This is a genomic window from Desulfolutivibrio sp. (assembly GCF_036584575.1).
Lineage (GTDB): Bacteria > Desulfobacterota > Desulfovibrionia > Desulfovibrionales > Desulfovibrionaceae > Desulfolutivibrio.
In genome coordinates this window covers 22,376-34,974 of the sequence record NZ_JAZHDB010000001.1, presented here as the reverse complement: position 1 = coordinate 34,974, position 12,599 = coordinate 22,376, and the positions used below count along the sequence as shown (strand labels likewise).

8 protein-coding genes and 1 tRNA gene are annotated in these 12,599 nt (G+C 59.0%); 6 read left to right on the top strand and 3 right to left on the bottom strand.

Annotated features, from left to right (window positions below; all coding sequences use genetic code 11):
* The coding region (locus V3572_RS00135) for an N-acetylmuramoyl-L-alanine amidase (protein ID WP_332108933.1) at positions 1–2,040 on the top strand (2,040 nt) is incomplete at its 5' end.
* Positions 2,041–2,063: 23 nt separating this feature from the next.
* On the opposite strand, the gene V3572_RS00130 is transcribed toward V3572_RS00135, so the two are convergent.
* The 3 genes from V3572_RS00130 to V3572_RS00120 all read right to left on the bottom strand — a co-directional run bounded on the left by V3572_RS00130 (position 2,064) and on the right by V3572_RS00120 (position 7,180).
* Entirely contained in the window at positions 2,064–3,803 is a 1,740-nt protein-coding gene (locus tag V3572_RS00130; RefSeq protein ID WP_332108932.1) for a hypothetical protein, read from the bottom strand.
* A gap of 260 nt (positions 3,804–4,063) precedes the next feature.
* Entirely contained in the window at positions 4,064–5,971 is a 1,908-nt protein-coding gene (gene asnB / locus V3572_RS00125) for an asparagine synthase (glutamine-hydrolyzing) (protein ID WP_332108931.1), read from the bottom strand.
* A gap of 3 nt (positions 5,972–5,974) precedes the next feature.
* On the bottom strand, positions 5,975–7,180 hold the full coding sequence (locus tag V3572_RS00120; protein WP_442877346.1) for a glycosyltransferase family 4 protein: 1,206 nt from the start codon (positions 7,178–7,180) through the stop codon (positions 5,975–5,977).
* Positions 7,181–7,486: 306 nt separating this feature from the next.
* Here V3572_RS00120 and V3572_RS00115 point away from each other — a divergent pair.
* The 5 genes from V3572_RS00115 (at position 7,487) to V3572_RS00095 (ending at position 12,491) form a co-directional block, all read left to right on the top strand.
* Positions 7,487–7,574, top strand: a tRNA-Ser gene (locus V3572_RS00115).
* A 164-nt stretch (positions 7,575–7,738) separates the two neighbouring features.
* Positions 7,739–8,923, top strand: a complete 1,185-nt coding sequence (locus V3572_RS00110) for a tyrosine-type recombinase/integrase (protein WP_332108929.1) — start codon at positions 7,739–7,741, stop codon at positions 8,921–8,923.
* A 112-nt stretch (positions 8,924–9,035) separates the two neighbouring features.
* A complete protein-coding gene (locus V3572_RS00105; RefSeq protein WP_332108928.1) occupies positions 9,036–9,884 on the top strand; it encodes a hypothetical protein in 849 nt (282 codons plus the stop codon).
* A 229-nt stretch (positions 9,885–10,113) separates the two neighbouring features.
* Positions 10,114–10,365 carry a helix-turn-helix transcriptional regulator gene (locus V3572_RS00100; protein ID WP_332108927.1) on the top strand — a complete coding sequence of 84 codons (252 nt, stop codon included), beginning with the start codon at positions 10,114–10,116 and terminating at the stop codon, positions 10,363–10,365.
* Positions 10,366–10,367: 2 nt separating this feature from the next.
* Positions 10,368–12,491 (top strand): AAA family ATPase, encoded by a 2,124-nt coding sequence (locus V3572_RS00095; protein WP_332108926.1) that lies wholly within the window; start codon positions 10,368–10,370, stop codon positions 12,489–12,491.
* Positions 12,492–12,599: the final 108 nt, after the last annotated feature.

Sequence of the window (12,599 nt, the reverse complement as noted above, 5' to 3'; positions counted from 1 at the left end):
GCCCCGGCCCAGGACCAGAGGCTGGCCGTCACGCGGGAAGCAGGTGTCGATCAGTACGGCCCCGTCCATGCCGCCAACGCGGACAAGACCTATCAGGACGCCCTGCGCGAGTTCAAACGCCTGTCCACCGACGCCAAGGCCGGAAAACTCCGGGAGCCCTGGCTGGCCCTGGACGAAAAATTCGTGGCCGTGTACCGCGCCGCCCCAAACGGTCCCCTGGCCCCCAAGGCCCTGTATTACCGGGGATGGGTTTTCGAGGAACTGGCCTTTCGCTCCTATCTGGAAAAAGACGCCAGGGAGTCCCTGGACCACTACCAGCGCATGATCGACCGCTTTCCGCGCCACGTCTGGGCCGACGACGCCCATGTGCGCCGGGCCGTGGTCTGGCGCGACCGGCTCAAGGACAAGGACCAGGCCATGGGCGAACTCCGGTCCGTCCTGAAACGCTATCCCGACGGGGACAAGGTGGCCGAGGCCGTGGAGATGCTGCGCGGCCTGGACCCCTCGTTTACCCCCGATCCCCGGCTGGCGGCCGTGGCCGCGCCCTCGGGAACCGGTTCCGCAAAGGCGGCTGCGGATGCCGGAAAGGCCGCCGCCCCGACCGAGACCGCCGCCGCTCGCCAGTCTGTCGCCTCGCCGCCTCCGGCCTCGGCCGCTTCCCCGGCCATGCTCGGCGAGATCTCCAAAACAGGCGGGGAGGATTATTCGCGCATCACCCTTGGCCTGGATCGGGAAACCACCTTCCGCTACCAGCTTCTCGAAAAGACCAATGGGGAGGACGCCGCCCCGCGCCGCCTGTACATCGATCTGGACAACGTGCGCATGGGGCAGGCCGTGCGCACGGACGAAAAAATCGCCGACGGCATCCTGCGCCAGATTCGCGCCGCCTACAACAAACCCGACGTGGTCCGGGTGGTTTTGGATATCGACAACCTGGAGCGCTACAACGTCTTCACCCTGGACAACCCCTTCCGGGTGGTGCTCGACGTCTATGCCAAGGGCAGGCCCGGCACGGCGTCGGCCGCAGCCGACCCCGGCTCGCCCGATACGCCCAGGGACAAATACGATGGGTGGCTGTCCAACCTGTTTAAGCGCAAAAGCAAGCCCTCTCCGGAGGCCGCCAAAACCGCCGCCCCGGCCCCGTCCGGAAAGGCCGCCGCCGATCCCGACGCCGCCATGCGCGAGGAAACGGCCCAGGCCGCCAGACAGGCCGCCGCCAGACAGGCCGCCAAGACCCCCGGGCAAACTCCCTCGCCGCCCCCGGCCTACAAGCCGCCCCCGGGCAGCGAGAAGCGCATCGGCGATCTGGTGGAGCAGCTCGGCCTGACCGTGCGCACCATCATGATCGACCCCGGCCACGGCGGAAAGGATCCCGGCGCACAGGGCCTTGGCGGTCTCGTGGAGAAGAATGTCAATCTGCGTTTCGCCAGGCTCCTCGGCAAAAAACTCCAAGAGCACGGCTTCCAGGTGCTCTACACCCGCACCAGGGACGTGTTCATCCCCCTGGAGGAGCGCACGGCCATGGCCAACGCCAAAAAGGCCGACCTGTTCGTGTCCATCCACTGCAACGCCCACGGCGACGCCAAATCCACGGGACTGGAGATCTATTCCCTGAACCTGGCCAGCACCGAGGACGCCGTGCGCGTGGCCGCGCGCGAAAACGCGGTCTCGGCCAAGACCATAAGCGACCTGCAATTGATCCTGACCGATCTGATGCTTAACACCAAGATGAAGGAATCCCGGGATCTGGCCAAGACCGTGCAGGACAAGGCCGTGGGGGCGGTGTCCCGCTGGAAGACCCGCAACCGGGGCACCCACGAGGCTCCGTTCTACGTGCTCATGGGGGCGCGCATGCCTGCCGTGCTGGTGGAAATGGGCTATATCACCAACCCCGACGACGCCAAGCGGCTGGCCTCGGACAAATACCTGGAGACCCTGGCCCAGGGCATGGTCAACGGGCTGGTGGCGTACAAGCAACGCATCGAACGGTTCACCGGGGAGGTGGCGGTCCCGGCGGCAGGGAAAAAGAAGGCCTCGTAACCCGGGGCGCACGGTTTATCCGCTTACTGCGTTTCCAACGTCCATCCCCGCAGCGCCAAGGTGGCCCGATCCGCGTCGCTGGCGGCGGTCCCGGCGTTGTCGCTCCACATCACCCCGTTAAAGACCTCCGAGGCCACGGCGTCGGCGAAAAGCTGATCCATGGTTGCGGCGGACAGGGCCGTGCCCTTGAGGTGGTATTCCCGGACCCGGGTGGCGTTGGTGCGCCCCAGGGCGGTCAGCAGGCCTTCCTGATAGGCGAAAAGTATGCTCAGGGCGGGGCAGTTTTCGAAGCCGGTCATGGAGGTGAGCTGCCCGGCGCCGCCGACGCCTGCGCCGAAGCGGAGCAGGGCCGCGCCGTTGGAGATGGTCAGGTGGTGCGCGTGCAGCCCCGCGCCCAGGCCGGTTTTGGCGGCGGCCTCGGCGGTGGCGGCCGGGCTGGTCGTGCCGTCGGACCAGTGCCAGACCCCCACGGTGGCGGCGCCGCGAAAGTCGCAGCGCATGCTGGTTGCGTCGCCGCTGGTGACGAAATCGATGCGCTGTTCTCCATTGTCCGGCAGGCTCGGCTCCAGGGTCCAGCCGGTAGCGGCCACGGTCCAACCTTTTGCGGCCAGGTTTTCGGCGTGGGCGTAACCGTCGGCGCCGGGCGCGGCGTTGCCCCGGATGTCTGCCCGAAGCGTCGCGCCTTCCGGGGCGTTGTCCTGGCTGCGGCCCAGGGCGTCGAGGGTGGCCAGGAGCGTGTCCAGGGTCGCGGCCGAAAGTTGGTTGTCTTGCAGGTCGAGTTCGGTGATCTGCCGACACCCGGCGATGTTTATGCTGGTGAGGCTGTTGCGCGGCAGTTGCACCGAGGCCGTGGCGCCGAGGTTTTGCAGGGCGCCGGACAGGTCGAGGGCGGCATAGGCGTTGTCCCAGGCCAGGATGGAGACCGTGTTGTCGGGACTGGTGGCCGGGATGCGCAGGGTTCCGGCCTGGTTGTCGTTCCAGATGAAAAGCTCGGAGATCAGCGGGAAGGGCGTCATGTCGGCGAAAAGGCCCCGATTGGCGAACTGGGGGTTGTCCCGCACGCAGATGTGCCAGACGTGGGCCCCTGTCGCGCCGAAGGCGATGGTCGGATAGTCGTTGACGGCCCCGCGCAGATCCTCAAGATTCGGGCTCCCGGAGAGGTCGAGGGAGGTCAGGGAGCAGTCCTCGAAGCAGGCCCGGCGCAGTTTGGGGGTGTTTGCCAGGCCGACCTGGGTGAGATGCCCGGACAGGTAGCATTCGATGGTGTCGAGATTTCGGAAGTTGCTGAAGTCCAGGCTGGGGATGCGGTTGTAGGACGAGCACCACTGGGCCAGGGAGGGCGCGACCAGATGCAGCCCTCGCACCTCGGAGACCTGCTGGTCGGGGACGAATTCGATGTCGTACGTGCCCCCGTCTCCGGCGTCGTAGCCGATGTTGATGCGGGTGACGGCGCTAAAGGGGGTGACCACGAGCCGGTTTTCCCGCCGGGCCGCCGAGCCGTAATTTTTGGTGGGCGTGGCCGAGGTGCTGGTCGTGCCGTCGGCGAAGGTCCAGCGGATGTCGGGGTTGCCTGTGACCACGATCACCGGGGAAAACGAGGCGCCCTCGGTGACGAAGACCATGGCCTGGCTTCCGGCCAGGATGGCCGGGAGAAACAGGGCCAGGTCATCGGTCTGGGCGCGCAGCGCGGCCGGGGCCGACAGCAGGGAGAGCGCCAGAAAAAGCGCCGGGATGACGGTGTGCCGCACGTGTGTTTTGCGCATCGCCGGGTTCTTCCTGGGTTTCTTAACATGCTTACAATGAAGATGTGCGTCGTGCATTTGGAAGGACTGTAGCACGAACAACACGCGCTTTCATGACACTCCCGCATGTTTTTTTCGCATGATGGCTGTCAGGAGTCAATGTGCGTGGCAAAAGGGCGTGTCCCGGCGGGAGCGGTGCGTCTTGAGTCGCAACGGATGGACTCGGGAACGTCGGAGGGAGAAGGGAAAATCCGATTTTGAGCCTGTCTGTGAGCGCCGCGCTAGGCGATGCCCGGGTTGTGCTCGGCCAGCCACAGCTGCAGCACTAAAAGGGTCCATAACTCCTTGCGATGGTCGCACGTCCCGTCCTGATGTTCGGCGCGCAGCCTGGCCACGGCCTTGGGATCGAAAAGTCCCTGCCTTTTGAGGTGGGATTCCCCCAAAAGCTCGTCCATATGGGGCGCAAGGCTCCCGCGCAGCCACATGGCCGCCGGGATGAGGAAGCCGCGCTTGGGGCGGGAGAGAATCTCCGGGGGCAGGATGTCGGCCACGGCCTTTTTCAGGAGGTATTTGCGCTTGTCCCCGCGCAGTTTCATGGAGATGGGCAGGCGGCAGGCGAATTCGGCCAGGTCGCGGTCCAAAAACGGCGCACGCACCTCCAGGGAATGCATCATGGAACAGCGGTCCACCTTCACCAAAATGTAGTCGAGCATGTACTGCCGGGCGAAGGTGTAGAACACCTTGGCCAGGGGGGCGTCGGCGGGGAAGGCGTCGAAAAGCCGGGTGGTGGGCGAAAAAAGGCGGCCCGGGGCCAGAAACTCCCGATCCGGATGCCGCCACAGGGACAACTGGGCCTCGGGGGAGAAGGCCGAAAGCCAGGTCTGCACGCGCAGGTTGCGCGGGGCGGCGGCCCCGGCCAGGAAGGTCCGGGCCACGGCGCGCGGATTGACGTAGCCCGAGGACTGGGGCAGCCGCCTGGCGATGGGCTCGATCAGGCCCTTGCGCAGGAGCCGGGGCAGACGCAGGTATTTTTCGGCCAGATTGAATCCCACGAAATATTCGTAGCCGGCGAAAAGCTCGTCCGGGCCGTCGCCGCCCAGGGCCACGGTGACCTTTTCCCGGGTGACCTTGGAGAGCAGGTAGGTGGGCACGATGGACGGGTCGGCCATGGGCTCGTCGAACCGGGCCACTATCCCGGGGAGCAACCCGCCGCACTCGGCGGCGCTCAAGATGCGTTCGTGGTGGTCCGTGGCGAAGCGTTTGGCCACGGCCCGGGCATAGGAGGATTCGTCGTAGCTTTTTTCCGTGAACCCGATGCTGAAGGTTTTGACCCGGGCGGACATGCTGGCCATGAACGCGGCCACGGTGGAGGAGTCGAGACCGCCGCTTAAGAAAACCCCCAGAGGCACGTCGCTCACCAGCCGCCGTTTGACGGCCTGGGCCAAAAGCAGTCGCAGGCGTTCGCACAGCTCGTCTTCGTTTTGCCCCGTATCCGGGTCGGGCGGGGGCATGTCCCAGTAGGGCGCGGTGGTGATGTCGCCGTCGTGCAAAAGCAGGTAGTGCCCGGGCCTTAGCTTGTGCACCTGTTTGTAGATGCTTTGCGGGGTGGGCACGTATTCGTAGGACAAAAACCGGGCCAGGGCCTGGGTGGTGACGGAAAACTCCATGAAGGGCAGGGTCCGAAGCGCGGTGATCTCCGAGGCGAAGGCGAACACCCCCTTTTGCAGGGTGTAGACGAAGGGTTTTTTGCCGAACCGGTCCCGGGCGGCGAACAGGGTGCGGGAGCGCTTGTCCCACAGGGCGAAGGCGAACATGCCCTCGAACAGGTCCAGGCAATCGGGGCCCTTGTCGAGCCAGGCGTTGACGATGACCTCGGTGTCGGAGTTGGTGCGAAAGATGTAGCCCTTGGTCGTCAGGTCGCGCCGGATCTCCCGGAAATTGTAGATTTCGCCGTTGAAGCTGACCACGGCCAGATCATTGGCGTCGGCCATGGGCTGGCCGCCCGTGGACAGGTCGATGATGGACAGGCGGCGATGCCCCAGGGCGGCGGGACCCTCCAGGATGTGGCCGTCGCCGTCGGGGCCGCGATGGCGCAAGGCCCCGGTCATGGCCGCAAGCCAGGCCAGGCGGGTCTCGGCCGGGGGCATGGCGGACGGGTCCAGGTGGACGAAACCGGCGATGCCGCACATGGGCTAGTCCTTCCCTGCGTCGGCGGCGTCGGCCGCCAGGGGGGGCGCGTCGTCGCGGTACAGCTCGAAAAGCGCCCGGCTGTTTTTGTCCGGATCGAACATGGCCAGCACCCGTTTGCGCCCGGCGGCGGCCATGGCCATGGCCGATTTCCGGTCGGCGGCCATCTCCTTGATGGCGGCGGCCAGGGCGGCGGGATCGCGTTGGGGGGCCAGGCGGCCGGTCACGCCGTCCTCGATGACCTCCGGGATGCCGCTGATGTTCGTGGCCACCACGGGCAGACAGTGGGACAGGGCCTCCATGATGACGTTGGGGATGCCGTCGCGATCGCCGGTTTTGTGGATGACGCTGGGCATGACGAAGATGTCGCTTGAGGCGTAAAGTTCCGTGATGCGGTCGTGGGAGACGAAACCGGGCAGAAAAACGCGGGCCCGCAGGCCGAGATGATGGCGTAGAAAGCGGAGGTAGGCTCCCTGGAAGCCCGCGCCCACCAGGGTGAGCTGGAAGGGGAAGCCCTCGCGGTCGAGCAGGCGGCAGGCCTGCATAAGCACGCCGAAACCCTTGGTGCGGCAGAACCGGCCCACGGCCAAAAGCCGGTAGGGCGGCTCCATGCGTACCCGGGCCTTGAGCCGACTGGCCAGGGTCAGGCTGTTGTAGACCATGTGGATCTTTTTGGCGTCTTGAGCGTCCGCGAACCCGGCCAGGTAGTCGACATTGGCCTGGTTGTTGGTATGCACGAAGTCTGCGGCGTGCATTTTTTCCGCCAGGGCGCCGTCCTGGGGATGGATGTCCCCGGCCCGGCCCGAAAAGGAAAAGGGCAGATCGAGCAGGGTCGCGGCCACCCAGGCCGCCGTGGCCGGGCCGTTGGCCCAGGCGGCGTGGACGTGGGTGACGCCGTCTTGCTCAAAAAGCGTGGCCAGCCGGAATCCGGCCAGGAAGGACCAGAAGCTTTCTGCGGCCACCTCGGCGCAGCTCCATTTCCGCCAGGGGATGGTGGCCCACAGCCGTCTGGACACGTCGGGACGGCGTCTGCTCCAGGTCCACACGTCGCGGAAGATGCGGGGCAGGGCGGCCGCCCCCAGCCGGGTCACGTCGTCGGCTGCGGCGCGCATCTCCGTGGACAGGCCGTTTTTGACCGGGCCGTAGAGGGAATAGACGGAAATGGGCAGGCCCAGGCCATGGAGATTCTTGATCTCCCGAAAGATGAACATCTCCGAGGGAAGGGGATACCATAAAAGGATATAGGCGATGGTGCGATGCTTCAAGAGGTCTTCTCGTGGGAGGTTTTTTGCAGGATCACGTCTCGCGCGGCTATCGAAGTATAGTCCAATGCCCGCGCGTCTGTAAAGCCGAGCGAGACAGGGGGGATTGTCGTCCGGCCGTTGGCCGGGCAGGCCTGGGGAAAACGAAAGGCGGGCGCGATGCGCGGCCGGGCGTTTGCCGGGGCGAGGCTTGCCCCGTGGCGGATTTGCGATTAGGGAACGGAAACGCCGCGTCATGCGGCGTGCCTGTGATGCGGAGGGATGGCCGAGCGGCCGAAGGCGGCGGTCTTGAAAACCGCAGGCGCGCAAGCGTCCGGGGGTTCGAATCCCTCTCCCTCCGCCATTTGATAGTCCAATTAAATCCAGCGATGAATTAAAATCGAATAATATCAGTGAGAAAAGCAGAAAGATGGTCCGAGGCAGTCCAGGGTTATCCATTGACATCCGGGGTCAAATGGGGGCAATAATGGGGGCAACTGGTCAACAGGCAAAAGGAGTTGCCCCCAAATGCTCACGGACGTCAAGGTCAAGAACGCAAAGCCAAGCACCAAGGCGCAAAAGCTCTTCGACGAACGAGGCCTCTATCTTGAGATTTCCCGGAACGGGGGCAAATGGTGGAGGCTGAAATATCGTATCCAAGGGAAGGAAAAACGTCTTTCCCTTGGCGTTTATCCCGATGTCTCCTTAAAAGGTGCCAGGGAGCGGCGTGACGAGGCCCGGAAGCTCCTTGCCACTGGCGTCGATCCCAGCGAGGTCCGGAAAGCTGAGAAGGCCGAAGCCCGGGCTGAGACCGTCACCTTTGAACTCGTTGCTCGGGAGTGGCACGAGAGGTTCACTCCGAAGTGGAGTCCCTCCCATGCATTGGATATAATTCAGCGACTTGAGCGCAACATTTTCCCTCCGATCGGCGCGCGACCGCTTCAAGGCATTACCGCTCCTGAGTTACTGGCTGCGATCCGGATAATTGAATCCAGGGGGGTTAATGAAACGGCGCGGCGCGTCCTCCAGATGTGCAGCCAGGTGTTCCGGTACGCTATTGCCACGGGTCGGGCTGACCGCGATGTAGCTGCGGACCTTCGCGGGGCTCTTGCCCCTGTTAAGCATACGCATTACGCCAGCATTACCGATCCGAAAGAAATCTCTGCTCTTTTACGTGCAATTGAGACCTACCAAGGCTCATTCGTGACGTTATGCGCTTTGCGGATAGCCCCGTTGACGTTTGTCCGTCCTGGAGAACTTCGTCGTGCGGAATGGTCAGAGATTGATTTTGAAAACGGAGAATGGCGCATCCCGTCAAGCAAAATGAAAATGAAGGAGCAGCATATTGTGCCGCTTTCTCGTCAAGTGATTGCGGTCCTGGATGAGCTTAGGCCGTTGACGGGATCAGGCCGTTATCTCTTCCCCAGTTTACGTAGTTCATCCCGCCCCATGAGCGAAAACACCGTCAACGCCGCCTTGCGTCGTCTTGGATATGAGAAAGGCGAGATGACGGGGCACGGCTTCAGGTCCATGGCTTCTACGCTGCTCAATGAAATGGGTTGGAACCGTGACGCTATCGAGCGCCAGCTTGCACATGCTGAACGAAATTCCGTTCGAGCAGCGTATAATTTTGCCGAACATTTACCCGAGCGTCGTCGAATGATGCAAGCGTGGAGCGATTACATTGACAAGCTTAAGGCTGGCGAAAAATAGCGACCTTTAATGTAGTCACCAATAGGTAGGCGTTATGGTCTGATTCTTTTTGAGAGTGCTCAGGTTTGAACTGCAAACAAGAACAGATGGTATTGCCATGAGGCGATGCAAAATGAACACATTCTGGTTGACGGGAGAAGAGATTATTACAAAATACGGCCTTGTTGATTTTGAGCTTAATAATCTCATAATTAATGGGCTAGATTTGTATGATCTAAATACAGGGTATAAATATTTTGATGAAAGAATGGTCTGTGATCGACCAAGAATATCTGTGTCAATAAATAATAGCAATAATGGTATGATTGGCGAAAAGACGACAGTACGCATTCCGCGTGAAAAGCCTAAGAAGAGTCGCTTGCTGATTAATTCCAAGATAGATGCATATGGCTTTAATAGGTTAGATCATGAAATAGTTGCCACTAAAGCGCCAGCGAACTGCATCCTTGCTAATTTTAGGAATGTGGATGACCCTGATATTGCCGCAAAAGTATTTAAAAGGAATAGGTATGCAATTTACAGAAAGCAAGACGTTGAGATGATTGTTGAAAAGTATGATCTTACACCTGTTGGATGTGTGAAAGATAATACAGGTGATGTAGTTTCTCGAAGCGGTAAAATTGAGGATTATTCAAAAATAGAGAATGATTCTCGTTTAATAATTAATGAATCAAGTCAAGTGCATTTAAATTTACCGGCAAGTAAAAACATTGAAATAAAAAGTGCAGGGAGGAAAAAAACATTAACAGACGAAGAATGTATTAAAATTCTATATATGCACACCAGGGATAGAAAGTCTATTGCACAGCTAGCAAAAGAATATTCATGGAAGAATTCCCCATTTGGTGACAGTCCCAAGTTCAACACCGCGAAAAGCCGAATAGTAGAGGCGCTCAGAAGAGGACGAGCGCTGACCCCTGATCATCTCCAGTCCACGAGCAATCCATTTGACCAGGGGTAGGATTGCCTGGGGTGGGATAGCCTTGACGGGCATCCCCCTGCCCCGCACGATTTCCCGCCAAGGGACCACCAGATTTTTAATCAAGCAAAGAATCTCCGTCTTTGATTTATCTACATGTAATATATCGACAATAATTCTTGCAAGTTTTTTGTGCCCGTGAAATTTCCCCATTGATCCCATCAGCCTGACGTCAGTCATCTTTGGACCCACTTCATCCAAGGAGGCTGCCGTGGACAGGAATGATCCCATACAGACGCGCGGGTTTCTCCGCCTACCGCAAATAATCGGCGACCGAAAGCGAGGGCTTGCCGGTCCGATCCCTGTGAGTCGCTCGACCTGGTGGCAAGGCGTGAAAGACGGTCGTTTTCCTGCGCCGGTCAAAATCGGGCCACGGACGACTGCTTGGAGAGCAGAGGACATCCAAGAACTGATCAATTCTTTGGCCGGTGGACGTGATGCGCCCCAAAACTGCGGGGGGTAAGCATGCTGGCCGATGCCCTCGCCGAATTCAGGAGAGTCCTCCAACGTGCTGGTCTCGTTTCTGAAGAAATCATCGCAGATGGGAATTTGCACCGCTGTGGCACTGTGGGCAAGGAGCGTGGCAAGGATGGTGCCTACATCCTTCATCCTGATCCGCCGGTGTCTGGCTGGTACCAGAACTATCGCACGGGTGAGGAGGGGAAATGGACGTTTAAAAGGGCAGAGCGTCTCACCCCTGAGGATAGCGCACGCATCAAGGCGCGTGCCGAAACGAGCAAAATGGCTCGTCAGGAAAATCTCGCCAAACAGCACGCGGAAGCTCAAGAGAAAGCTTCACGCATCTTTGCCGAAGCTCAACAAGTCCCGTCTGACCATCCCTATTTGGTGAGAAAAAATATCGAAGCTGTGGGGGAAGTGCGTTGCGCAAAGGACGGCCGTCTGATCGTCCCTGTTTTTAATGTTGAAGAAAAACTGCAATCGCTTCAATTCATAGATCAAAGTGGAAGCAAACGTTTTTTATCTGGCGGAAAGGTCTCAGGCGGTTATTTTCAAATCAAGGGGGGCGATGAGTCGATTTATATCGTTGAAGGTTATGCTACGGGAGCAACCATTCATGCCGTTACGGGTGCCACAACTTTTATCGCGTTTACTGCGGGGAATATCATGGCGGTTGCGGAATCTGTACGCGAAAAATACCGTGACAAAAAAATTATCATTGCGGCGGATGACGACAATGCCACGGCGGGAAATCCGGGATTAACAAAAGGAAAAGCTGCCGCCAGCAAGATCGGCGCTGATTTGGCTGTCCCGAAATTTCGCGATCATGATGGAAAATCGGATTTCAATGATTTGGCACAGGCGGAAGGTCTTGAAGCGGTAAAAAGCTCACTTGCAGCGGCGAGGCTGGTTGCTTCTGTCGAATCCGATGCGGCGCATGGCTGCCAGAAAGTATGTTTAGAGGAGTGGCGGTCGACAAAGAAATTTTCAGGGACACCACCAGTCCGCAAATATCTCGTGGATGGCGTTTTCCCGCTTGGCCAAGTTTCGTTGCTTGCTGCCGCCGGGGGAGTTGGAAAGTCATTTTCTCTTCTTGGTCTTGCGCATGATGTTGCTCGCGGAGTAGCGGCGAAATCGCAGAAGCCGCGACATTTTGGCGGCATGCTCTGTCAGGAAGGAGCCGCCATATACTTGAGCGGTGAAGATGATGATATTGAGCTTCATAATAGGATAGCCACACTCGGTGGACCGTGCGAACGACTGATTGCCATTCCAATTCCGAGCGTGGGAGGATCAAAATTATTTTTTAAGATGGATGCTGGGACTAAAAACCCGATAGCTACACCTGAATGGTCAGAGATTGTATGCCAAATGAAAATAATAAATGATGTAAAAATTATTATCATTGATCCATTGCAAGTTTTTTGTGCGCTTGATTTGAACACTCCAGAATATGCACAGTTTGTTTGTTCGACAATGTCTGCTCTTGCCGCCGAAACCGGTGCTTCGGTGATCATTTCGCACCACTTCCGGAAAACAAAAGAAGTTAAAGATGCCAAAGATGCTCGGGAAGCGATCAGGGGAACCGCCGGACTCGTTGACGGAGTTCGTTCCGTGTACACGCTATGGGAAGGTATCGATATTGAAAAGAAATGCCAGAATAAAACAATAATTTCAAATATGAAACAATCCGTAGGTTGTTGTGGCTTTGTGTGTGGGGCGGTTGTTAAAAGCAACGGTTTGGCAAACAAACATGTCTCAACATTCATGCGCGGATTTAACGGTATTCTTCATGATGTAACAAAGGAGGTTAGTGCAAGTACAGAAAGTACAGAAGAAAATGAAAATACACTTATTGACATGATTGCAAAAGCGGAGCAACAAGGCAAGCCTTATACAAAAACAGGCGAAAGCGGTCTTTTTTCAAGACGCCACGAGTTAGGGAGCGTGCTCTCCGGTATCGCCAAGCATCGTCTTGAGAAAATGTGTGAGAAGCTGCTCGACGAAAAGATGATTGTAACTGCCTTGGCCAAAGGATCAAGGTCAACCAAATGGCTGGACATCCCAGACGGCCCATTCGCCAAGGGTGACGGTACGTTTTTACCTGGGCATGTACGCAGTAAAAACTAAGCCGTTCCCGGTTTCCGGTTCCCAGTGGGAACACAGAACCTGGGAAGGTCTCCAACCTGCTGATTTAAGGAACAATTTTGCATGCCCGTTCCCAGGTTCCCGCTAGCT